At 70.5% G+C, this 22,650-nt stretch carries 16 protein-coding genes and 1 pseudogene; 11 read left to right on the top strand and 6 right to left on the bottom strand.

The features are described 5' to 3' along the window. The first annotated feature begins 6 nt into the window (after positions 1 to 6). Positions 7 to 2,310, top strand: coding sequence for an MMPL family transporter (locus AC5WRL_RS21910; RefSeq protein WP_496090338.1), 2,304 nt, complete (start codon positions 7 to 9; stop codon positions 2,308 to 2,310). A 186-nt stretch (positions 2,311 to 2,496) separates the two neighbouring features. Here the strand turns inward: AC5WRL_RS21910 and AC5WRL_RS21905 are convergent, their stop codons facing one another. Next, positions 2,497 to 2,796 (bottom strand): hypothetical protein, encoded by a 300-nt coding sequence (locus AC5WRL_RS21905; protein ID WP_496090337.1) that lies wholly within the window; start codon positions 2,794 to 2,796, stop codon positions 2,497 to 2,499. Between the two features lie 205 nt (positions 2,797 to 3,001). Between AC5WRL_RS21905 and AC5WRL_RS21900 the strand changes: the two are divergent. Then, a pseudogene (locus AC5WRL_RS21900) lies at positions 3,002 to 3,553 on the top strand (Scr1 family TA system antitoxin-like transcriptional regulator); the annotation flags it as partial. A 125-nt stretch (positions 3,554 to 3,678) separates the two neighbouring features. Here the strand turns inward: AC5WRL_RS21900 and AC5WRL_RS21895 are convergent. Further along, the gene (locus tag AC5WRL_RS21895; RefSeq protein WP_496090336.1) at positions 3,679 to 5,208 is read right to left on the bottom strand and encodes a helix-turn-helix domain-containing protein; all 1,530 of its coding nucleotides are present in this window, start codon (positions 5,206 to 5,208) and stop codon (positions 3,679 to 3,681) included. 220 nt (positions 5,209 to 5,428) lie between these two features. Between AC5WRL_RS21895 and acnA the strand changes: the two genes are divergently transcribed. The 9 genes from acnA (at position 5,429) to dxs (ending at position 18,462) form a co-directional block, all read left to right on the top strand. Then, on the top strand, positions 5,429 to 8,149 hold the full coding sequence (gene acnA / locus AC5WRL_RS21890) for an aconitate hydratase AcnA (protein WP_496090335.1): 2,721 nt from the start codon (positions 5,429 to 5,431) through the stop codon (positions 8,147 to 8,149). 210 nt (positions 8,150 to 8,359) lie between these two features. After that, positions 8,360 to 9,814 carry an N-acetylglucosamine/diacetylchitobiose ABC transporter substrate-binding protein gene (ngcE, locus tag AC5WRL_RS21885; RefSeq protein ID WP_496090334.1) on the top strand — a complete coding sequence of 485 codons (1,455 nt, stop codon included), beginning with the start codon at positions 8,360 to 8,362 and terminating at the stop codon, positions 9,812 to 9,814. Then, positions 9,814 to 10,806 (top strand): carbohydrate ABC transporter permease, encoded by a 993-nt coding sequence (locus AC5WRL_RS21880; protein WP_496090333.1) that lies wholly within the window; start codon positions 9,814 to 9,816, stop codon positions 10,804 to 10,806. Before ngcE ends, AC5WRL_RS21880 begins: the two co-directional genes overlap by 1 nt. Before the next feature lie 14 nt (positions 10,807 to 10,820). Further along, positions 10,821 to 11,681, top strand: a complete 861-nt coding sequence (locus tag AC5WRL_RS21875; protein ID WP_496090332.1) for a carbohydrate ABC transporter permease — start codon at positions 10,821 to 10,823, stop codon at positions 11,679 to 11,681. Between the two features lie 72 nt (positions 11,682 to 11,753). Continuing rightward, entirely contained in the window at positions 11,754 to 12,923 is a 1,170-nt protein-coding gene (locus AC5WRL_RS21870) for an ROK family transcriptional regulator (protein ID WP_496090331.1), read from the top strand. Positions 12,924 to 13,139: 216 nt separating this feature from the next. Then, on the top strand, positions 13,140 to 14,258 hold the full coding sequence (locus AC5WRL_RS21865) for a substrate-binding domain-containing protein (RefSeq protein WP_496090330.1): 1,119 nt from the start codon (positions 13,140 to 13,142) through the stop codon (positions 14,256 to 14,258). Positions 14,259 to 14,350: 92 nt separating this feature from the next. Beyond that, positions 14,351 to 15,169: an ATP-binding cassette domain-containing protein gene (locus AC5WRL_RS21860; RefSeq protein WP_496090329.1), complete on the top strand. Its 819-nt coding sequence runs from the start codon at positions 14,351 to 14,353 to the stop codon at positions 15,167 to 15,169. Further along, positions 15,166 to 16,392: a sugar ABC transporter permease gene (locus AC5WRL_RS21855; protein WP_496090328.1), complete on the top strand. Its 1,227-nt coding sequence runs from the start codon at positions 15,166 to 15,168 to the stop codon at positions 16,390 to 16,392. Before AC5WRL_RS21860 ends, AC5WRL_RS21855 begins: the two co-directional genes overlap by 4 nt. A 165-nt stretch (positions 16,393 to 16,557) precedes the next feature. Next, complete coding sequence (dxs, locus tag AC5WRL_RS21850; protein WP_496090437.1) at positions 16,558 to 18,462, top strand: 1-deoxy-D-xylulose-5-phosphate synthase; 1,905 nt, start codon at positions 16,558 to 16,560, stop codon at positions 18,460 to 18,462. A gap of 93 nt (positions 18,463 to 18,555) precedes the next feature. On the opposite strand, the gene AC5WRL_RS21845 is transcribed toward dxs, so the two are convergent. The 4 genes from AC5WRL_RS21845 to AC5WRL_RS21830 form a co-directional block, all read right to left on the bottom strand. After that, a complete protein-coding gene (locus AC5WRL_RS21845) occupies positions 18,556 to 18,969 on the bottom strand; it encodes a VOC family protein (RefSeq protein WP_496090327.1) in 414 nt (137 codons plus the stop codon). A 126-nt stretch (positions 18,970 to 19,095) separates the two neighbouring features. Next, positions 19,096 to 19,452 carry a PIN domain-containing protein gene (locus AC5WRL_RS21840; RefSeq protein WP_496090326.1) on the bottom strand — a complete coding sequence of 119 codons (357 nt, stop codon included), beginning with the start codon at positions 19,450 to 19,452 and terminating at the stop codon, positions 19,096 to 19,098. Next, positions 19,449 to 20,390 carry an LCP family protein gene (locus AC5WRL_RS21835; protein WP_496090325.1) on the bottom strand — a complete coding sequence of 314 codons (942 nt, stop codon included), beginning with the start codon at positions 20,388 to 20,390 and terminating at the stop codon, positions 19,449 to 19,451. The genes AC5WRL_RS21840 and AC5WRL_RS21835 overlap by 4 nt, the downstream gene beginning before the upstream one ends. 101 nt (positions 20,391 to 20,491) lie before the next feature. Further along, the gene (locus tag AC5WRL_RS21830) at positions 20,492 to 22,630 is read right to left on the bottom strand and encodes a 3-hydroxyacyl-CoA dehydrogenase NAD-binding domain-containing protein (protein WP_496090324.1); all 2,139 of its coding nucleotides are present in this window, start codon (positions 22,628 to 22,630) and stop codon (positions 20,492 to 20,494) included. Between the last annotated feature and the right edge of the window lie 20 nt (positions 22,631 to 22,650).

The following is a 22,650-nucleotide window of genomic DNA, read 5'->3' as shown; positions in this document are numbered from 1 at the left end:
ATGGGCATGGCATGGCAGTTGTTCCGGCTCGGGCGCTGGTCGTTCCGGCACCGCTGGACCGTGGTGGGACTGTGGACCCTGCTGCTTCTCACCATCGCGGTCGGAGCGGCGACCCTCTCCGGCAGGACGAACGACAACTTCGAGCTGTCCGGCCTGGAATCAACCCGCGCGTTCGACCTCATCAAGGACCGTGACCCCGAGGCCGCCCCGGACGGCGCCTCCGCCAGGGTCGTCTTCCAGGCACCCGACGGCGCGTCGCTCACCGACCCCGCCCCCCGGCAAGCCGTCACCGACGCCCTCGCCGCACTGACGACCGACAACGTCCTGGCGGTCCTCGACCCGTTCACCATCGGCGCCGTCTCCGAGGACGGACGCACCGGCTACGCCTCGGTCAGCTACGCCCACAGCGCCCCCGACCTCGCCCCGGCGGACCGCGAAGCCCTCGAAACCGCCCGCGACATCGCCGAGCGGGCCGGCCTGACGGCCACCGTCGGCGGCGATGTCCTGGGCGTGGAGATGGACGGAGCCCTCGCCGAACTCATCGGCGTCGCCATCGCCCTCGTGGTGCTCACCCTCACCTTCGGCTCGCTCCTCGCGGCCGGAATGCCGCTGCTCACCGCGCTGTTCGGTGTCGGCGTCGGCATCGCCGCCATCGCGACCCTGACCGGCTTCACCGAGCTGAGCACCACCACCCCCGCGCTCGGCACGATGCTCGGCCTGGCCGTCGGCATCGACTACGCGCTCTTCATCCTCTCCCGCTACCGGACCGAGGTACGTCAGGGCCGCCCACTGGAGGAAGCGGCCGGCCGCGCCGTGGGCACCGCCGGCTCGGCGGTGGTGTTCGCCGGACTCACCGTGATCATCGCGCTCGTCGGCCTCTGCGTGTGCGGCATCGGCTTCCTCACCGAGATGGGCCTGGGCGGAGCCTTCACCGTGGCCATCGCCGTACTCGTCGCCCTCACCCTGCTGCCCGCGCTCCTCGGCCTCGGCGGCACCCGCGTCACCGCACGGCGCTTTCCGAAGAAGCCCACCACCGCACCCGGCACCGACGACACCCCCGCCGAGCCCCGTACCCTCGGCCGCCGCTGGGTCGAGGGCCTCGCCCGGCACCGCTGGCCCGCACTCGTGGCGGGGATCGCGATCGCCGCCGTGGCCGCCCTCCCCGTGGCCTCCCTGCAACTCGCGCTCCCCGGTGACAGCACCAAGCCCGCCGACAGCGACGCCCGCGTCGCCTACGACCTGATCTCCGACCAGTTCGGGGCCGGAGCCAACGGCCCGCTGCTCGTGGTCGTCGACACCGACCGGGCCCCGGAGCCCGCCACGGCGGTCGACACCGCCACCGAGACCCTGGCGGTACTGGCGGCCCGCGACGATTCCCCCATCGCCGCCGTCATCCCGGCCCTGATCGGCGACCACCCAGAGGAGGTGCGGGCCTACACGCAGCAGTTGGAGACGGCGCGGTTCGCGACCCTTACGGTGATCCCCGCCGCCGGGCCCTCGCACCAGTCCACCAAGGACCTCGTCGCCGACCTCCGCGCCACCCTGGCGGACCTGCCCGACCGGACCGGGGCCCGCGCGATGGTCACCGGCCTCACCGCCGTCGACGTCGACATCTCCAACGAACTCATCGACGTGTTCCCGCTCTACCTCGCCGTCGTCGTGGGGCTGGCCGTTGTCCTGCTCATCGCGGTCTTCCGCTCCATCTGGGTCCCGCTGAAGGCCGCCCTCGGCTTCCTCTTCTCCGTCGGTGCCTCGATGGGCGCGACCGTCGCGGTCTTCCAGTGGGGCTGGCTGAACGAACTCGTCGGACTCGACGCCACCGGCCCGGTGCTGTTCCTGCTGCCGATCCTGCTCACCGGCATCCTGTTCGGCCTGGCCATGGACTACGAGGTCTTCCTCGTCACCCGCATGCGAGAGGCGTACGTGCACGGAACTCCGGCACGGCAGGCGGTCATCGACGGATTCACCCACAGCGCCCGCGTCGTGGGCGCCGCCGCCCTCATCATGGTCGGCGTCTTCGCGGGCTTCACGCTCACCGACGACATCATCCTGAAGACCATCGGCTTCGCCCTGGCCGTCGGCGTCCTCGTCGACGCGTTCCTGGTCCGCATGCTCATCGTCCCCGCCGCCATGTTCATCATCGGCCGGCGCATCTGGTGGATGCCCCGCGCGATGGACCGCCTCGTCCCCACCGTGGACGTCGAGGGCGAGGCACTCGCCGCACGCCTTGCGGCGAACGGCTCGCGCACACCGGAGAGCAACGCGGCGGCAGCCCCCGACAGGTCAGCCACCAGGGAGCCCATCGCTTAAGACCTTCAAGCGATGCCCGACCGTTCGCGGCAGGGGACACAACAGGGCGACGACCAGCGCCGCCACGCGCCCGACCACATCCGTCGGTCGGGGAGCACACCGCTCCCCGCCCGACGGGCGCGCGTCAGCCACCTGTCCCTCTCGTCGAGATTCCCACTCGGCGGACAGGGAACGGCGTCCCAGCGGTCACTGAGCGCTGCGACCAGCGCCGGGCCGCGCCCGGAGGGCAACAACTCGTCGACCATGGCGCACATTGAGGAAGCCTGCGGATAGACATCCCCCCTGGGCATCCGTGACCTCGACCCGCAGACGGCCTGCCGAGGCGGCGAAGACCATCCCGAGCCGCACATCAGGGCCGGGCAGCGCGGCGTTGGTGGCGAGTTCCGCGATGACCATCTCGGCCCGCTCGCCCAGATCCTCCGGTGCGCCCCAGCACCGCAGCTCATCCACACCCAGCAGCCGCGCGAGCGCCGGGTCCCGTGCCAAGTGGACGGGAACAACCGAGTCGTGGTGCGGACGGCGGTGCCGACGTGTGGAGTCGCTTGGTTCATGCCGCCGAATGGGCGGCTGTTCCGCGCGTCCGCGATCCCTTCGCCCCGTACACGGGGTCAACGTACGCACACGCGGAGTGGACAGTACGCGGGCGGTGTCCTCACAGGCTGAGGGCGGGTGGGAGAGCGCGGGGTAATGAGAACGCGAACCCCACCCCTCCGACAGTCTGCGTACCTTCTGCCCGGTCCGCGAACACGTCGGACTCAGCCGCGTCGAACTCGCCGAGCGGGTGCGGCACTCCAGGCACACCGTCGATTCCGCGGAACGGGGCCACCGGATGCCGGACGACGCGTTCGTGGAACGCGCGGAAGAAGCCCTCGGCAACACCGGCGCATTGCGCCGGGGGCCGAGGCCGGATTGGCGGCATGGTTCCGCCGCTGGACGCGGCTGGAACGCGAGCCGGTGAGCCTGTGCACGCACGAATGTCGGCTGGTGCCGGGGCTGTTGCAGTCGCAGACATACGCGCGGGCGGTGTTCGAGGGCACGACGAAGAGCTGGAGGCGCAGCTCGTCGCCCGAATGCACCGCCCGGAGACGATGCACGAACGTCCCACCGTCCCCTTCGGCTTCATCGTCGAGAACACGTGTTCCGGCGTCGCTTCGGCGACGCCCAGGCGATACGCGAGCTGATCGACCACGCGCTGGAACGCAGCGCTCCACGCAACGTCTCACCGCAAGTGGCGCCGCTCGAAGTCCCCCGCAGACGCGGGGATGGGTCGACCATGTGCAGGGGTGGCTCGGAAATGCCGTCGCGCCCCGTGTCCGATCCACCGTGATGGTGATGGGTCGGACGGGGTGCGGCGGTTGGGGGTGGGGGTCAGATGTCGCGGAAGGTCTCGATCTGGGCGCCCACCGAGTTGAGGCGTTCGGCCAGGTCTTCGTAGCCGCGGTTGATCACGTAGACATTGCGGAGCACCGAGGTGCCCTCGGCCGCCATCATCGCCAGCAGGACCACCACCGCCGGGCGCAGGGCCGGGGGGCACATCATCTCGGCGGCGCGCCAGCGGGTGGTGCCCTCCACCAGGACCCGGTGCGGGTCCAGCAGCTGGAGACGGCCGCCGAGCCGGTTCAGATCGGTGAGATAGATGGCTCGGTTGTCGTACACCCAGTCGTGGATCAAGGTGGAGCCGTGCGCGGAGGCGGCGATGGCCGCGAAGAACGGGACGTTGTCGATATTGAGGCCGGGGAACGGCATCGGGTGGATCTTGTCGATGGGCGCCTCCAGTTTGGAGGGGCGCACCGTCAGGTCGGCGAGCCGGGTACGGCCGTTGTCCGCCGGGTATTCGGCGCTCAGGTCGTGGTTGAGGCCCATGCCCTCCAGGACGGCCAGCTCCACCTCCAGGAACTCCACCGGGACCCGCCGGATGGTCAGTTCCGACTCGGTGATGACGGCGGCGGCGATCAGGCTCATGGCCTCGACCGGGTCCTCGGAGGGGGAGTAGTCGACGTCGCGGTCGATGCGGGGCACGCCGTGCACGGTGAGGGTGGTGGTGCCCACGCCCTCCACCCGTACGCCCAGCTCCTCCAGGAAGAAGCACAGGTCCTGGACCATGTAGTTGGAGGAGGCGTTGCGGATCACCGTCACCCCGTCGTGCCGGGCGGCGGCCAGTACGGCGTTCTCGGTGGCGGTGTCGCCGCGCTCGGTCAGCACGATCGGCCGCTCGGGGTTGATCTGCCGGTTGACGGTGGCGTGGTACATGCCCTCGGTCGCGGTGATCTCCAGCCCGAACCGGCGCAGCGCCGTCATGTGCGGCTCGATGGTGCGGGTGCCCAGGTCGCAGCCGCCCGCGTAGGGGATCTTGAAGTGGGTCTCGCGGTGCAGCAGCGGCCCGAGGAACATGATGATGCTGCGGGTACGGCGGGCCGCGTCCGCGTCGATGCCGTCCAGGTTCAGCTGCTGCGGGGGCTGCACCTCCAGGTCGGCGCCGCCGTTGATCCAGCGGGTGCGGACGCCGATGGAGTTGAGCACCTCCAGGATGCGGAAGACCTCTTCGATCCTGGCCACCTTGCGCAGCACGGTGCGGCCGGAGTTGAGGAGGGAGGCGCACAGCAGCGCGACGCAGGCGTTCTTGCTCGTCTTGACGTCGATGCTGCCGGAGAGCCGGCGCCCGCCGACCACCCGCAGATGCATCGGGCCGGAGTAGCCCAGCGACACGATCTCGCTGTCGAGGGCCTCGCCGATGCGGGCGATCATCTCAAGGCTGATGTTCTGATTCCCCCGCTCGATCCGGTTGACGGCACTCTGCGAGGTGCCGAGCGCGTCGGCCAGTTGCAGTTGCGTCCAGCCACGATGTTGGCGGGCGTCCCGGATGAGCTGCCCGATCCGGGCGAGGTAGTCATCGGTCATGTGAGCGACCCTATCTCAGATATGAGATGAGGCATCCGGGCGGGGGCCATTGGAGTGAGAGGCCCGGGTTTCCGGGGCAAAACGCCGGTGTCGGGACGAGTCGGACGCCGGTGCGGGGAGCCGCCGGACACGAGCCCCCTCGGCGCGTGGCGCCGAGGCCGATGTACTAGAGTTATCTCGACATCGAGATATCTAGTGAAGGTCCCTGAAGGAGAAAGTCGTGTCGGCCAACACCTTCGACGCCCGCGGTACGCTGCGGGTGGGCGACGAGTCGTATGAGATCTTCCGGCTGGACAAAGTGGAGGGTGCCGCCCGCCTCCCGTACAGCCTCAAGGTGCTGCTGGAGAACCTGCTCCGCACCGAGGACGGCGCGAACATCACCGCCGAGCACATCAACGCCCTCGGCTCCTGGGACCCGAACGCCCAGCCCAGCCAGGAGATCCAGTTCACCCCCGCCCGGGTGATCATGCAGGACTTCACCGGCGTGCCCTGTGTGGTGGACCTCGCCACCATGCGCGAGGCCGTCCGCGAGCTGGGCGGCGACCCGGCCCGGATCAACCCGCTGGCCCCCGCCGAGCTGGTCATCGACCACTCCGTGATCGCCGACAAGTTCGGCACCCCCAACGCCTTCCAGCAGAACGTCGAGCTGGAGTACGGCCGCAACCGCGAGCGCTACCAGTTCCTGCGCTGGGGCCAGACCGCCTTCGACGAGTTCAAGGTCGTCCCGCCCGGCACCGGCATCGTCCACCAGGTCAACATCGAGCACCTGGCCCGTACCGTCATGGTGCGAAACGGCCAGGCCTACCCCGACACCCTGGTCGGCACCGACTCGCACACCACCATGGTCAACGGCCTGGGCGTGCTCGGCTGGGGCGTCGGTGGCATCGAGGCCGAGGCCGCCATGCTCGGCCAGCCGGTCTCCATGCTCATCCCGCGTGTGGTCGGCTTCAAGCTCACCGGCGCGCTGCCCACCGGCACCACCGCCACCGACCTGGTGCTCACCATCACCGAGATGCTGCGCAACCACGGCGTGGTCGGCAAGTTCGTCGAGTTCTACGGCGAGGGCGTCTCCGCCATCCCGCTGGCCAACCGCGCCACCATCGGCAACATGTCGCCGGAGTTCGGCTCCACCGCCGCGATCTTCCCGATCGACGACGAGACCATCAGCTACCTGCGGCTCACCGGCCGCGACGCCCAGCAGCTGGCGCTCGTCGAGGCGTACGCCAAGGAGCAGGGCCTGTGGCTGGACACCGACAATGAGCCGGTGTTCTCCGAGTACCTGGAGCTCGACCTCGCCACGGTGGTCCCCTCCATCGCCGGACCCAAGCGCCCCCAGGACCGGATCGCGCTCGCCGACGCCAAGCAGAAGTTCGGCGCCGACGTGCGCAACTACGTCTCGGCCGCCGACGCGGACGAGGCCGGCAAGGAGTCCTTCCCGGCCTCCGACGCCCCCGCCGTCTCCGACGGTGTCCCCTCCAAGCCGGTCACCGTGACCGCCGCCGACGGGTCCACCTTCGAGATCGACCACGGTGCCGTCACCGTCGCCGCCATCACCTCCTGCACCAACACCTCCAACCCGTCCGTCATGGTCGGCGCGGCGCTGCTGGCCAAGAAGGCGGTCGAGCGCGGCCTGACCCGCAAGCCGTGGGTCAAGACCACCCTGGCGCCCGGTTCCAAGGTCGTCATGGACTACTACGACCGGGCCGGCCTCACCCCGTACCTCGACAAGCTGGGCTTCAACCTCGTCGGCTACGGCTGCACCACCTGCATCGGCAACTCGGGCCCGCTGCCCGAGGAGATCTCCCAGGCCGTCAACGACAACGACCTCGCCGTCGTCTCGGTGCTCTCCGGCAACCGCAACTTCGAGGGCCGGATCAACCCCGACGTCAAGATGAACTACCTGGCCTCCCCGCCGCTGGTGGTCGCCTACGCGCTGGCCGGCTCGATGAAGATCGACATCACCACCGAGCCGCTGGGCACCGACCCCGAGGGCAAGCCGGTCTACCTCGCCGACATCTGGCCCTCCGAGAAGGAGGTCGAGGACGTCGTGGCGTCCGCGATCGGCCAGGAGATGTTCGGCCAGAGCTACGCCGATGTCTTCGCCGGCGACGCCCAGTGGAACTCCCTGCCGATCCCCACCGGCTCCACCTTCGAGTGGGACCCGGAGTCCACCTACGTCCGCAAGCCCCCGTACTTCGAGGGCCTGACCATGGACCCGGCCCCGGTCACCGACATCTCCGGCGGCCGGGTGCTTGCCAAGCTCGGCGACTCGGTCACCACTGACCACATCTCGCCGGCCGGCGCCATCAAGGCCGACACCCCGGCCGGGAAGTACCTCACCGAGCACGGCGTGACCCGCCGCGACTTCAACTCCTACGGCTCGCGCCGCGGCAACCACGAGGTGATGATCCGCGGCACCTTCGCCAACATCCGGCTGCGCAACCAGATCGCGCCGGGCACCGAGGGCGGCTACACCCGCGACTTCACCCAGCCGGACGCGCCGGTCTCCTTCATCTACGACGCCTCCCAGAACTACCAGGCGGCCGGCGTCCCGCTGGTCATCCTGGCCGGCAAGGAGTACGGCTCCGGCTCCTCCCGCGACTGGGCCGCCAAGGGCACCGCGCTGCTCGGGGTGCGCGCCGTGATCGCCGAGTCGTACGAGCGCATCCACCGCTCCAACCTGATCGGCATGGGCGTCCTCCCGCTCCAGTTCCCGGCCGGCGCCACCGCCGGGTCGCTGGGGCTCACCGGCGAGGAGACCTTCTCCTTCACCGGCGTCACCGAGCTGAACGAGGGCCGCGTCCCGGCCACCGTCAAGGTCACCACGGACACCGGCGTGGAGTTCGACGCCACCGTCCGGATCGACACCCCCGGCGAGGCGGACTACTACCGCAATGGCGGGATCATGCAGTATGTGCTGAGGTCGCTGCTGCGCAAGTGACCCCAGGGGGCCACGCGATTTTGGGCCGTCTTTCCCCCCGATCGGGGGAAGGACGGCCCTTCCGTGTGTATCCCGCAGATCTCAACTCGGAAAAGCCTTCTCACAAGCCCCGTTGGCGACCTTCCCCGGCCGCGGCGAGTGGACTATACCTGTCGGCACCCGGGCGGACCCACGCCGCCCGAGTCCCGTATGAAGGCGAGGACTTGAGCCATGTCATCACGTCCGCACCGTCCGCACGCCCCCCACCCCTCGTACGTCGGCCGCCGCACCCTGCTCACCCGGACCGCCGCCGCCTCCCTGTTCGCCCTCCCCGCGCTGGGCGCCCTCACCTCCTGCGCCGGCGGCGGCAGCGGCAGCGGCGGCGACAAGGCCCTGGGACGCGTCGAACCCAGCGCCGACAACCCGCTGGGCGCCCACCCCGACGGCGACCTCGAAGTCGTCATCTTCGACGGCGGGTTCGGCGACCAGTACGCCATCGACGCCGAGAAACTCTACGAACAGCGCTTCGGCACCGTCACCCACGTCAAGACCCAGGAGATCCAGTCCCGGATCCAGCCGCGCATGGTCAAGGGCGACCCGCCGGACGTCATCGACAACTCCGGCGCCGAGGCCATGGACATCGCCGCCCTGATCCGCAACGACCAGGTGCACGACCTCACCGAACTCCTCGACGCCCCCTCGCTCGACGACCCCGCCGTCACCGTGCGCGACACCCTCCAGCCCGGCACCGTGGAGATGGGCCAGTTCGGCAGCCAGGCCGTCTACCGCCTCAACTACGCCTACCACGTGTACGGCCAGTGGTACTCCCGCACCGCCCTGGACCGACTCGACGCCGAGTACCCCCGCACCTGGGACGAGATGCTCGCGGTCTGCGAGAAGGCCAAGCGGGCGGGCATGGCCGGCTGGACGTACGCCGGCCAGTACCCGTACTACTTCAACTTCACCCTCTATCCGTTCATCGCCAAGATCGGCGGCGCCGACGTACTGCGCGCCATCGACAACCTGGAGCCCAACGCCTGGCGCCACGAGGCCGTCCGCGCCGCCTTCGAGGCGTACCACGAGCTGACCGCGCGCGGCTATGTCCTGGAAGGCAGCCCCGGCCTGAGCCACGAGGAGTCCCAGGACGAATGGTGCGCCGGACGCGCGCTGTTCATCCCCAACGGCTCCTGGGTGGAGAACGAGGCGGCCAAGAACACCCCCGCCGACTTCGACATGGCGGTCGGCCCGCCCACCTCGCTGGACGCCTCCGACGCCATGCCCTTCGAGACGATCTGGGCCTCGCCCGGCGAGCCCTTCTTCATCCCCGCCGACGCCGCCAACGTGGCCGGCGGCATGGAGTTCCTGCGCATCATGCTGGGCCGCGAATCCGCCCGCAACTTCACCAGCCTGGTGTCCTCCCTCACCTGCGTCCGCGACTCGGTCGACGGCCTCGACCTGCCGCCGGGGCTCAGCTCCGCCAACGACACCCTGGCCGCCGCCGGCGACCACCTCGTCACCCCCCGGATGCCCGACTGGTACCGCCGCCTCAACAACGAGGAGATCGGCGGCGCCATCGCCGCCATGATGGCCGGGGACATCGACCCCGACGAGGCCATCACCCGCTGTCAGCGCGCCGCGGACACGGCCGCCGCCGACGACTCGCTCCAGCACTTCGAGCACATCTGATGGGGTGGGGGGACCGGCTGCTGCTGGGGGTGGCGCTCTTCGTGCCGCCCCGCCTCACCCCGCGGCGGATACGCGAGGGCCGGCACTACCGCACCATCGACGAGTACCGCTTCATCGGCTGGTTCCTCGCCGCCCCGCTGCTGGTCTACGCGATCTTCGTCATCTCGCCGTTCGTCCAGGCGTTCTTCTACTCCCTCACCGACTGGACCGGATTCACCGCCGAGTACACCTTCACCGGTCTGGACAACTACGAACGGCTGTGGAACGACGCCAAGTTCTGGGGCGCGCTGCGCAACAGCCTGCTGCTGCTCGGCCTCGCCCCGCTGATCACCCTGTCGCTCGGCCTGTTCTTCGCCTTCATGCTCAACGCCGGCGGCCGGCGCGGCGGCGGCCAGGCGGTCGCCGGGGTGACCGGCAGCCGCTTCTACAAGATCTTCTACTTCTTCCCGCAGGTGCTGTCCATCGCGATCATCGCGGTGATCTGGTCCCGGATCTACTCACCGCGCAGCGGCATCCTCAACGAGGGCCTGAGCACCGTCGGCCTGGGCTCGCTGCGGCAGAACGACTGGCTGGGCGGCAAGTTCGCCATCTACTGCGTACTCGCCGTGCTGTGCTGGTCCTTCGTCGGCTTCTACGTGGTGCTCTTCTCCGCCGCGATGAGCGCCATCCCGCACGAGATCTACGAGGCGGCCCTGCTGGACGGGGCGAGCCGCCCGGTGACGTTCTTCCGCATCACCCTCCCGCTCAGCTGGGACACGGTACGCACCGGCTGGCTCTACATGGGCATCCAGGCCCTGGACGCCTTCGCGCTGGTCTCCATCATGATCCCCGAGCACGGCATCGACGTGGTGCCCAGCTATCTGTACGACATGGCGTTCTACGAGGGCCAGGCCGGCTACGCCACCGCCATCGGCGTCGCCCTGTTCGCCGTCATGCTGCTGTTCGCCGCCCTGATGATGCGCCTGGCGCGGCGGGAGCGGATCGAGCTGTGAAGGAGCCCCAGGCCATGACCCGTACCCGCGGCGCCGCCCGCCGCACCGAGGGCGGGGTGCTGAACGTCTTCGCCCACTCCTTTCTGCTGCTGTGGACCGTGCTGGCGGCCGGCCCGCTGATCTGGGTGCTGCTGGCCGCCTTCCGCCCGCACCCGGACATCGTCTCGGACCCCTTCGGGCTGCCCACCGGCCTGCACTGGGAGAATTTCACCAACGCCTGGACCACGGCCAATATCGGCCGCTACACCCTCAACTCGCTGATCATTCTCTCCGGTTCGCTCACCGGCACCATGCTGCTCGGCGCGATGGCGGCCTATGTCATCGCCCGGTACGACTTCCGGGGCAACCGGATCGTCCATCTGCTGTTCACCAGCGGCCTGATGTTCCCGGTCTTTCTCGCCCTGGTGCCGCTGTTCTTCGTGCTCGACAATTTCGGGCTGCTGAACACCAGACAAGGGCTGATCCTGGTCTACATCGCCTATTCCTTGCCGTTCACCGTCTTCTTTCTGGTGTCCTTCTTCCGCACCCTGCCCAGCGCCGTCCAGGAGGCGGCCGTCCTGGACGGCGCCTCACACACCCGGATCTTCTTCCAGATCATGATGCCGATGGCCAAGCCGGGCCTCATCAGCATCGGGATCTTCAACTTCCTCGGTCAGTGGAACCAGTTCGTGCTGCCCAAGGTGCTCAACATCGGCTCGCCCGACGACGCCGTGCTCCCGCAGGGCCTGGCCGCCCTGCTGGTCCAGCAGCGGTACGAGGGGGACTGGGGTGCCCTGTACGCGGGCGTCTCGATGGCGATGCTGCCCGTCCTGGTGGTCTATGTGACCTTCCAGCGGCAGGTGCAGACCGGTCTGACCGCGGGAGCCGTCCGGTAACCGGCCGCTTCCCCTGCGGCCCCGCGTGCGGTCAAATAGTGTACGCGGGCGGCTAGATAAGGGGTGTGAGCCGTGCAGACTCCGGGGTCGCAGTCGTCACTGCACCGGGCCAACCTGGAACGGGTGGTACGCGCCGTGCGCACCGCCGGAGCCCTGACCCAGGCGGACATCGCCCGGACCACGGGGCTTTCGGCGGCCACGGTGTCCAACATCGTGCGGGAGCTGAAGGACGGTGGGCACGTCGAGGTGCGTACCACCTCGGCCGGTGGCCGCCGGGCCCGCAGCGTGTCGCTGGCGGCCGACGCCGGCATCGTGGTGGGCATCGACTTCGGCCACTCGCATCTGCGGGTGGCCGTGGGGAACCTCTCCCACCAGGTGCTGGCGGAGGAGGCCGAGCCCTTCGACGTGGACGCGTCGGCGGCCGAGGGATTCGACCGGGCCGAGAAGCTGGTGGCCAAGCTGCTGGGAACCGCCGGGGTGGACCGTACCAAGATCCTCGGCATGGGCCTGGGCGTGCCTGGCCCCATCGATGTGGCCACCGGCACGCTGGGTTCGACCGCGATTCTGCCGGGCTGGCGCGGCACCAACCCGCGCGAGGAACTGGCCGCCAGAACCGGCGTACCGGTCCATGTCGACAATGACGCCAACCTCGGCGCGCTCGGCGAACTCGTGTGGGGCTCGGGCCGCGGCTGCGGCGACCTCGCCTACATCAAGGTCGCCTCCGGGGTGGGCGCCGGCCTGGTGATGAACGGCCGGATCTACCGGGGCCCGGGCGGCACCGCCGGGGAGATCGGGCACATCACCCTGGACGAGTCGGGCCCGGTGTGCCGCTGCGGCAACCGGGGCTGCCTGGAGACCTTCACCGCGGCCCGCCACGTACTGCCGCTGCTGCACGCCAGCCACGGCCCGGATCTGACGATGCGCCGGGTGGTGCAGCTGGCCCGCGAGGGCGACCCGGGCTGCCGCCGGGTGGTCGCCGACATCGGCCGGCACATCGGCTCGGGCGTCGCCCAGCTGTGCAATCTGCTCAACCCCTCCCGGGTGGTGCTGGGTGGCGATCTGGCCGAGGCCGGGGAGGTGGCGCTCACCCCGATCCGGGATTCGGTCGGCCGCTACTCCATCCCGTCCGCCGCCCGCAACCTCACGCTGGTGCCGGGTGCGCTGGGCGGTCGAGCGGAAGTCCTGGGGGCGCTGGCGCTGGCGCTGAGCGAAGTGGGCGACGCGGCTTTGGTGAGCCACTGAGCAATCGGTCCGGAAAACCACAGGAGAAGGCGGAAAGAATGCCCGAACGGGCAGGCAGCGTTCATCTCTTGAATCCCCGTCGGAGCGCCGGACAGCGAATCCGTATCGTTTTGCGAGATGCCTGTTTTAAGTATTGACGGCGGCTAATTCGCGGAGTTATCTCTTGCGCCGACCCCGGCCGCACCGTGGCGGCCGGGCCAGGGAGGCGAAATCATCATGCGTATGCAGTTGCGCCCGATAGCCGTGGGCATCGTGTCCCTCGGACTTGCGGCGGCCCTGACCGCCTGCGGCGAGGCGGGCGGCGGCGGCTCCGACGACGGAAACGGCACCGGCGGCGGCGAGCGGGAGGGCAAGGAGTCCGGCACCATCGGGCTGCTGCTGCCGGAGAACGCCACCACCCGCTACGAGTCCTTCGACCGGCCCTCCATCGAGAACAAGATCGCCGAGCTGTGCGGTGACTGCAAGGTCCAGTACAACAACGCCAACGAGGACACCGCGCTCCAGAAGCAGCAGTTCGACGCGATGCTCACCCAGGGCGTCGACGTCATCATCCTGGACGCGGTGGACTCCGCCTCCACCGCGTCCTGGGTGGAGGAGGCCGCCGCCCAGGGCGTGCCCGTGGTCGCCTACGACCGGCTCGCCGAGGGCGATGTGGTCGCCTACATCTCCTACGACAACTTCGAGGTCGGCCGGCTCCAGGGCCAGGCCCTGCTGGACGCGCTGGGCGACGACGCCGAGGGCGCCGGCGTGGTGATGATCAACGGCTCGCCCACCGACCCCAACGCCGCGATGTTCAAGGCCGGCGCCCACGAGGTGCTGGACGGCGTGGTCGACATCATCTACGAGTCCGACGTGGACAAGTGGCTCGCCTCATCGGCGAACGAGGACGTCGCCGGTGCCGTGGAGTCCCTGGGCGCCGACGCCGTCGACGCCGTGTACTCCGCCAACGACGGCATGGCGGCCGGCATCATCACCGCGCTGCACGCCGCCGATCTGCACGAGGTGATCGTCGGCGGCCAGGACGCCGAACTCGCCGGGCTCCAGCGGATCGTCGCCGGCGAGCAGACCTTCACCATCTACAAGGCGCTGGTCCCGCAGGGCCAGCTCACCGCCGAGGTCGCGGTGCGGGTGCTGCGCGGCGAGGACTTCTCCGACCTCGTCCCCGACACCATCGACTCCCCGACCACCCAGGGTGTCCCCAGCGCGCTGCTGAAGGCGGTCGTCGTCACCCCCGACACCATCGCGGAGACCGTCATCGCCGACGAGTTCTACTCCGTCGAGGAGATCTGCACCCGCGACTACGCGGACGCCTGTGCCGCCGCCGGCCTCGGCTGATCCGCTCCTTCCCCCGGCTTCCCCCCACTTCCCCGTCTTCGGGGCCGGGCCGCACCCCGGCCCGGCCCCATCACCAAGGAGAACGACCCCCCATGACCGCCGCCCCCGTACTGGAGTTGCGCGGTGTCTCCAAGCGGTTCGGCGCCGTCCAGGCGCTCACCGACGTCGATCTGGAGATACGCCCCGGCGAGGTGACCGCCCTGGTGGGCGACAACGGTGCCGGAAAGTCCACCCTCGTCAAGACCATCGCCGGGGTGCACCCCATCGACTCCGGCGCCATCCACTTCCGGGGCACCCCGGTACGGATCGCCCGGCCGCACGACGCCCAGGAACTCGGCATCGCCACCGTCTACCAGGACCTGGCGCTGTGCGACAACCTCGACGTGGTCGCCAACCTCTTCCTCGGCCACGAGATCCGCCGCCACCTGGTGCTGGACCACGTCACCATGGAGCAGCGCTCCCGCGAACTGCTGGACACCCTCGCCATCCGCATCCCCTCGGTCCGGATCCCGGTCGCCTCGCTCTCCGGCGGCCAGCGCCAGGTCGTCGCCATCGCCCGCGCGCTGATCGGCTCGCCCGAGGTGGTCATCCTGGACGAGCCCACCGCCGCCCTCGGCGTCGAACAGACCGCCCAGGTCCTCGATCTGGTGGAACGGCTGCGCGAACGCGGCCTCGCCGTCATCCTCATCAGCCACAACATGGCCGATGTCCAGGCCGTCGCCGACCGGGTGGCGGTGCTGCGGCTCGGCCGCAACAACGGCGTCTTCCCGGTGGCCGGCACCTCCCACGAGACGATCATCGCCGCCATCACCGGCGCCGCCGACAACGCGGTCAGCCGCCGCCGCGACCGTATCGCCGCCCTCGACCAGGACGGCGACAGCACCGAGCGGTCGCAGGAGGACCCGTCATGACCCAGCCCGCCCCCGACCCCCGGCTGCTGGTCCGCGAAAGCGGCCTGGCCGGCTATCTCACCGAATTCCGCCGCCGGATCAGCGGCGGCGAACTCGGCTCCCTCCCCGTCGTCGTCGGCCTCGTCATCATCGCCGTCGTCTTCGAGGCCCAGACCGGCACCTTCCTCACCCCCGGCAACCTCTCCAACATCTCCGTCTACATCGCCGGCCCCGGCATCATGGCGGTCGGCATCGTGCTGGTGCTGCTGCTCGGCGAGATCGACCTCTCCATCGGCTCGGTGGCAGGACTCTCCGCCGCCCTGTGGGCCGTGCTCTCCGTCAGCCACGGGGTCAACGACCTGCTCGCCATCGCCCTGGCCATCGCCGGCGGCGCCACCGTCGGCCTCATCCACGGCTTCTTCTTCGCCAAGATCGGCGTCCCCGCCTTCGTCGTCACCCTGGCCGGCTTCCTGGGCTGGAGCGGCCTCCAGATCTGGGTGATGGGCAACGAGGGCACCATCAACATCCCCCGCGACTCCCTGGTGCGCGACTTCACCACCTTCTACTTCTCCGACATCGCCTACGGGTACGGGCTCGCCGCGCTGATCACCGCCGGGTACGTCCTGGCCCTGCTGCGTACCGAACGCCGCCGCGAGCGCGCCGCCCTGCCCACCCGCCCGCTCACCGAGATCGTGCTGCGCGGCGGCCTGGTGGCGCTGGCCTCCTTCACCGTCGCCTACACCCTCAACCAGCACCGCGGACTGCCGCTGGCCCTGGTCATCTTCCTGGCGGTGCTGTTCGCCGGCCACTTCGTGCTGCGGCACACCACCTACGGCCGGCAGATCTACGCAGTCGGCGGCAGCGCCGAGGCCGCCCGCCGGGCCGGAATCAACGTCGCCCGGGTCCGGCTGACGGTCTTCGTCATCGCCGGATCGCTGGCCGCGCTCGGCGGCCTGTTCTGGGCCGCCCAGGCCGGCGGCGCCTCCAAGTCCCTGGGCTCGGGCAACCTGCTGATGAACGTCATCGCCGCCGCCGTCATCGGCGGCACCAGCCTCTTCGGCGGCCGGGGCTGGGTCTGGTCGGCGCTGCTGGGCACCCTCGTCATCCAGTCCATCACCACCGGACTGAACCTGCTGGGCATGGCGGCCGAGATCCAGTACATGATCACCGGCGCGGTGCTGCTGCTCGCCGTCGTTCTCGACTCCGTGTCCCGGCGCACCCAGCGCACCGCGGGGCGCACCTGACGCCGTAAGGTGAGCGGATCATCACCGGGCTCTGCGCGATCGATACGCCCCACGGACGATCGCGCCCGGGGCCCGGTGACGTATCTCGCATACTGAGACCCCTGCCTCCGGGCAGGGGACCATAAACTGCTTGACGTACCGAACGCTCGACAGCTAGGAGGAATGGTGGCGCTGCTGACCCGTCTGATGGGACCGCGCGATCTGGACGGGCTCACCCCGGAGCAGCTGGACCAGCTGGCCCAGGAGATCCGCACCTTCCTCATCGAGTCCGTCGCCAGAACCGGCGGCCACCTCGGCCCCAACCTCGGCGTCGTGGAACTCACCATCGCCCTGCACCGGGTCTTCGACTCGCCGGCCGACTCCATCCTGTGGGACACCGGACACCAGTCCTACGTCCACAAACTGCTCACCGGCCGCCAGGACTTCTCCCAGCTGCGCGCCAAGGGCGGCCTGTCCGGCTACCCCTCGCGCGCCGAGTCCCCGCACGACGTCATCGAGAACAGCCACGCCTCCACCGTGCTCGGCTGGGCGGACGGCCTGGCCAAGGCCAACGAGCTGCGCCGCCGCGACCAGCACGTGGTGGCCGTCACCGGCGACGGGGCGCTCACCGGGGGCATGGCCTGGGAAGCACTCAACAACATCGCCGCCGCCAAGGACCGCCCGCTGGTCATCGTCGTCAACGACAACGAGCGCTCGTACTCGCCGACCATCGGCGGCCTCGCCAACCATCTCGCCACCCTGCGCACCACCGAGGGCTACGAGCGCTTCCTGGCCCGCGGCAAGGAGATGCTCAACCGCACGCCGGTGGTCGGCAAGCCGCTGTACGACACGCTGCACGGCGCGAAGAAGGGCCTCAAGGACGTCATCGCCCCGCAGGGCATGTTCGAGGACCTGGGGCTGAAGTACGTGGGCCCCATCGACGGCCACGACATCGGCGCGCTGGAGTCGGCCCTCAAGAGCGCCAAGCGGTTCGGCGGCCCGGTCATCGTGCACTGCATCACCGAGAAGGGCCGCGGCTACCAGCCCGCCCGCGACGACGAGGCCGACCAGTTCCACGCGGTGGGCGTCATCCACCCCGACACCGGCCTGCCGGTGGCCACCCCCGGCGCCGACTGGACCTCGGTCTTCGGCGAGGAGATCGTCAAGCTCGGCCGCGAGCGCGAGGACATCGTGGCCATCACCGCCGCGATGCTGCGCCCGGTGGGCCTCCAGGCGTTCGCCGAGGAGTTCCCCGACCGGATCTACGACGTCGGCATCGCCGAGCAGCACGGCGCGGTCTCCGCCGCCGGGCTGGCCACCGGCGGACTGCACCCGGTGTTCGCGGTGTACGCGACCTTCCTCAACCGGGCCTTCGACCAGTTGCTGATGGACGTGGCGCTGCACAAGTGCGGGGTCACCTTCGTCCTGGACCGGGCCGGTGTCACCGGGCCCGACGGCGCCTCGCACCACGGCATGTGGGACATGTCGATCCTCCAGGTGGTCCCGGGCCTGCGGCTGGCCGCCCCCCGGGACGCGGAGGAGGTACGCCGCCAGCTGCGCGAGGCCGTCCAGGTCTCGGACGCGCCCACCGTGGTCCGCTACTCCAAGGGCGCGGTCGGCAAGACCGTCCCCGCCGTGGGCACCATCGGCGGCATGGACATCCTGCGGCACGCCGGCACCGACCGCCCCGACGTGCTGCTGGTGTCGATCGGCGCGCTGGCCCCCGTCGCCCTGGAGGCGGCGGCGCTGCTGGAGCAGCAGGGCATCACCTCCACCGTGGTGGACCCGCGCTGGGTCAAGCCGGTGGACGCGGCGCTGCCGGGCCTGGCCGCCGAGCACCGGGTGGTGGTCACGGTCGAGGACAACAGCCGTGCCGCCGGGGTCGGTTCGGCGATCGCGCAGGCGCTGCGGGACGCCGATGTGGACATCCCGCTGCGCGACTTCGGGATCCCCGAGCGGTTCCTCGACCACGCCTCCCGCAAGGAGATCATGGCCGAGATCGGGCTGACCGGGCCGGACATCGCCCGGCAGATCACCGGCCTGGTGGCCCGGCTGGACGGCCGCCTGGACGCGGCCACCGCCGGGGCCTGAGTCCGTATCCGAGCCGCCCCGGGAGGCTCGCGGTCGCCCTCCGCGAGCCTCCCGCGCCCCCCGCCCCGCCCCCGTTCCGTTTCCGTTCGCCGGTCAGGCGTTCTGCATCGAGGCCGGGTCCATCCAGAAGACCTCCCACAGGTGGCCGTCCGGGTCCTGGAAGCTGCGCTGGTACATCGACGCGTCCTCCATCGGCTCCTTCGCCGGCTTCCCCCCGGCCGCCAGCGCCCGGTCGGCCAGCTCGTCGACCTCCTGCCTGCTGCCGGCCGAAAGGCCGTTCAGCACACCCACCGTCCGTCCGGTGTCCGCGATCTCCTTGTCGGTGAACCTCGCGAAGAACGGCTTGGTCAGCAGCATCACGTAGATGCTGTCGGGCTGGACCACGACACAGGACGCCTCCTCGTTCGTCATCTGCTCGCTGATGGTGAAGCCGAGCCGGGTGTAGAACTCCTTGGACCGGTCGAGGTCCTCGATCGGCAGATTGATGAAGATGCCCCTGGTGGCCATCGCTGACGCCTCCTGAAATCGTGATCCCGCGGTGCCGTGGCACGGCCCTCGTGAGATCAGACCCGGGCGGCGCGCGGAACTCATCGTTCCCGCGCCAGAAAACCCGGCCGGTTCCAGCCGTCCGGCTCAGCCCAGCTCCCGTACGGTGCGGGGCCCGGCCACCTCGGCGCCGAGCTCCGTCACCCGGGCGCGCAGCCCCCGGTCGGCGGTCACCACCAGCACCGGCCGTCCCGGCCCCTCCTCCCGTACCAGCTCGACGATCCGGTCGTCGCCGCTGCCCGGCGCGGACTCCACCCGCACCCCGGGCACCGGCGCCACCCCCCGGGCGGCGCCCTCGACGACCAGCACCAGCTCCACCGGACCGGGGTACCCGGTCAGCCGGTCCCGCAGCCGCTCGGCCGCGCCGCGCCGGTCCCGCCACCAGCCGTCGGGGACGGATCCCACCACATTGGCCCCGTCCACCACGACCAGCGGCTCCATCATTCCCCCTCTGCGGTGGCGTCCTTCGGTACCGGGGTCCCGGTGCGCAGCGCCTCCCACACGCTATCGGCCGCCGCGCCGGGCGCGGGCAGCGTGACGGTGCGCAGTTCGCCGGTGTCCACCCCGCTGAGCCGCTGGGCGAAGTCCAGCAGATCGGTGAGCGAGCCCAGTTCGGAGTCGGTGGTGAGGGACTTGGTGGCGGCGTCCGCCAGCCGGTAGAGCTTGGCGGGGCTGGAGAGCATGCCCTCGGAGTCGACTTCGGTGAGCAGGGCCAGCAGCATCCGTTCGCGCAGCGCGGGCTGGCCGTCGGCGGGCTGTGCGGCCCGCGCCGCGGCGAGGGCCTGCACGCCGCTGAGGGTGTGGGTGCCGCGGTCGAGTACGACGGCGCCGGTCGCGTCGTACACCGGTTCGGGGAGGGTGAGCGTCACCCCGCCGACCGCGTCGGCGAGCTGGGCGAAGCGCCCGAAATCGACCTCCAGGTAGTGGTCCATCCGGATGTCGGACATCTCTTCGACACTGCGCACCACGCAGCTGGGCCCGCCGGCGCCGTAGATCTCGCCGAAGGGCAGTACGCCGCCGGCCGCCGTATCGGCGCCGCCGTCCGGCGCCGCGCACGCCGGGCGGGGTACGGAGATGTCCCCGGGCAGGCCCACGACGGTGACCGCGTCGCCGTCCTCGGGGAGATGCACCACCATGGCGGACTGCTGGCCGGCGGTGGGATCGGCGCTGAGCACGAGGATGTCCTGGGCGGGCTGCTCGGGGTCGGGCTGCGGCCGGTCCTGCTCGCCGAGCTCGGCGTTGATGTCGACACTGCGCAGATTGCCGTTGATCTGGCGGTAGAGCCAGAACCCCGTGCCCGCGCCGACCACCAGCAGCCCGGCCAGGGTCCAGCCGAGGATGTGACGCAGCCTGCGCGGCAGGCCGAACGTGAGGTATGGCATGTCAACCGATGATATGTCCGGCTCGCTGGATTGCCAGACCCCACGCGCGAAGGCGCCCGGCCGTCTTGCGACAGCCGGGCGCCCCCGTCACTCCCCGCCCACTACTGCGGTACGGAGGCCACGCCCCGCTCCAGCAGCCGCCGGCCCAGCACCCGCTCGGACACCCCGGCCCGGTCCAGGTACGGGGTGATGCCGCCCAGATGGAACGGCCAGCCCGCGCCGGTGATCAGACACAGATCGATGTCCTGCGCCTCGGCCACCACGCCCTCGTCCAGCATGAGCCCGATCTCCCGCGCGATCGCGTCCAGCGCCCGGTCCCGTACCTGCTCACCGGTCAGCGGCGCGTCGGCCACCTCGAACAGCGCCAGCACCGCCGGATCGAGCACCGGGCTGCCGGTCTCATGGCGGTAGAAGGTCTTCTTCCCGGCCTCCACCACCCGGCCCAGATTCGCCGACACCGTGAACCGGTCCGGATACGCCCGCTCCAAGGTGCCCGCCACATGGTGCGCCACCGCCGGGCCCACCAGCTCCAGCAGCTCGATCGGCGACATCGGCAGCCCCAGCGGCGCCAGCGCCCGGTCGGCCACCGCCACCTCGGTGCCCTCGTCGATCGCCCGCAGCACCTCACCCATGAACCGGGTCAGGATGCGGTTCACCACGAACGCCGGCGCGTCCTTCACCAGCACCGAGGTCTTCTTCAGCTTCCGGCTGACCGCGAACGCCGTGGCCAGCGCGGCGTCATCGGTACGCTCCGCCCGCACGATCTCCAGCAGCGGCAGCACCGCCACCGGGTTGAAGAAGTGGAAGCCCACCACCCGCTCGGGGTGCTCCAGCTTGGCGGCCATCTCGGTGACCGACAGCGAGGAGGTGTTGGTGGCCAGGATCGCGTGCGGCGGCACCACCGCCTCCAGCTCCGCGAACACCTGCTGCTTGAGGCCCATCTCCTCGAAGACCGCCTCGATCACGAAGTCCGCGTCCGCGAAGGCGGCGGCGGTCTCCAGCGACCCGGTGACGGACGCCTTCAGCCGGTTGGCCTTGTCCTGGCTGACGCGCCCCTTGAGCAGCAGCAGATCGATCTGCTCGTGCACCCAGCCGACGCCCTTGTCCACCCGCTCCTGATCGATGTCGGTGAGCACCACCGGCACCTCAAGACGGCGGGCGAACAGCAGCGCCAGCTGCGAGGCCATCAGCCCCGCGCCCACCACACCGACCTTGGTGACCGGCCGGGCCAGCGACTTGTCCGGCGCACCGGCGGGCCGCTTGGCGCGGCCCTGCACCAGGTTGAAGGCGTACAGCCCGCTGCGCAGCTCGTCCCCCTGGACGAGATCGGCCAGCGCCCGGTCCTCGGCGTCGAACCCGGCGGCGATGTCGCCGTCCCGCACCTGCGCGATGATGTCCAGCGCCCGGTAGGCGGCGGGCGCCGCCCCGTGCACCTTGGCATCGGCCAGCGCCCGGCCCCCGGCCACCGCCTCGTCCCAGGCGTCCCCGCGATCCGGCTCCTGGCGCGCCACCGTCAGCTCGCCGCGCAGCACCGCCGAGGTCCACACCAGGGACTGTTCCAGGAAGTCCGCCGCGTCGAAGAGCGCGTCGGCGATCCCCAGCTCATGGACCTGGACGCCCTTGAGCTGCCGGTTCTGGTTGAGGGAGTTGCCGATGATCACCGAGACGGCCCGCTCCGCGCCGATCAGCTGCGGCAGCAGCGTACAGCCACCCCAGCCGGGCACCAGGCCGAGGAAGACCTCCGGCAGGGCGAAGCCGGCGATCGAGCGGGAGACGGTGCGGTACGTGCAGTGCAGCCCGATCTCGACCCCGCCGCCCAGCGCCGCGCCGTTGTAGTACGTGAAGGTCGGCACCGGCAGCGCGGACAGCCGTTTGAACACCTCGTGCCCGCCGCGCCCGATGGCCAGGGCCTCCTCATGGGTGCGCAGCGCGGCCACGCCCTTGAGGTCGGCGCCCACCGCGAAGACGAACGGCTTGCCGGTGATCCCGACGCCGACGATCTCCCCGGCCGCCGCCTCGGCCGCCACCTGGTCGATGGCGGCGTCGATGTTCGCCAGCGAACGGGGCCCGAAGGTGGTGGGCTTCTTGTGATCGAACCCGTTGTCGAGGGTGATCAGCGCGAACCGGCCGCCGTTCGCCGGCAGCTCCAGATGACGTACCTGCGCCTGGGTGACCACTTCACCCGGGAACCGCTCGGCGGCGGCCTTCAGCAGCTCGGACGAGCCGACGGTGGTGCTCACGGCATCTCCTTGTTCGCTTC

Source organism: Streptomyces sp. NTD107 (assembly GCF_059510435.1).
Note: the sequence above shows the minus strand (reverse complement) of the source record. Positions and strands in the feature narration are given on the sequence as shown.

Coding starts and splice junctions, on each gene's coding strand:
- AC5WRL_RS21910 (WP_496090338.1), top strand. CDS start 7: ATGGCATGGCAGTTGTTCCGGCTCGGGCGCTGGTCGTTCCGGCACCGC.
- AC5WRL_RS21895 (WP_496090336.1), bottom strand. CDS start 5,208: ATGACCGATGACTACCTCGCCCGGATCGGGCAGCTCATCCGGGACGCC.
- ngcE (WP_496090334.1), top strand. CDS start 8,360: ATGTCATCACGTCCGCACCGTCCGCACGCCCCCCACCCCTCGTACGTC.
- AC5WRL_RS21880 (WP_496090333.1), top strand. CDS start 9,814: ATGGGGTGGGGGGACCGGCTGCTGCTGGGGGTGGCGCTCTTCGTGCCG.
- AC5WRL_RS21875 (WP_496090332.1), top strand. CDS start 10,821: ATGACCCGTACCCGCGGCGCCGCCCGCCGCACCGAGGGCGGGGTGCTG.
- AC5WRL_RS21865 (WP_496090330.1), top strand. CDS start 13,140: ATGCGTATGCAGTTGCGCCCGATAGCCGTGGGCATCGTGTCCCTCGGA.
- AC5WRL_RS21860 (WP_496090329.1), top strand. CDS start 14,351: ATGACCGCCGCCCCCGTACTGGAGTTGCGCGGTGTCTCCAAGCGGTTC.
- AC5WRL_RS21855 (WP_496090328.1), top strand. CDS start 15,166: ATGACCCAGCCCGCCCCCGACCCCCGGCTGCTGGTCCGCGAAAGCGGC.
- AC5WRL_RS21845 (WP_496090327.1), bottom strand. CDS start 18,969: ATGGCCACCAGGGGCATCTTCATCAATCTGCCGATCGAGGACCTCGAC.
- AC5WRL_RS21840 (WP_496090326.1), bottom strand. CDS start 19,452: ATGATGGAGCCGCTGGTCGTGGTGGACGGGGCCAATGTGGTGGGATCC.
- AC5WRL_RS21835 (WP_496090325.1), bottom strand. CDS start 20,390: ATGCCATACCTCACGTTCGGCCTGCCGCGCAGGCTGCGTCACATCCTC.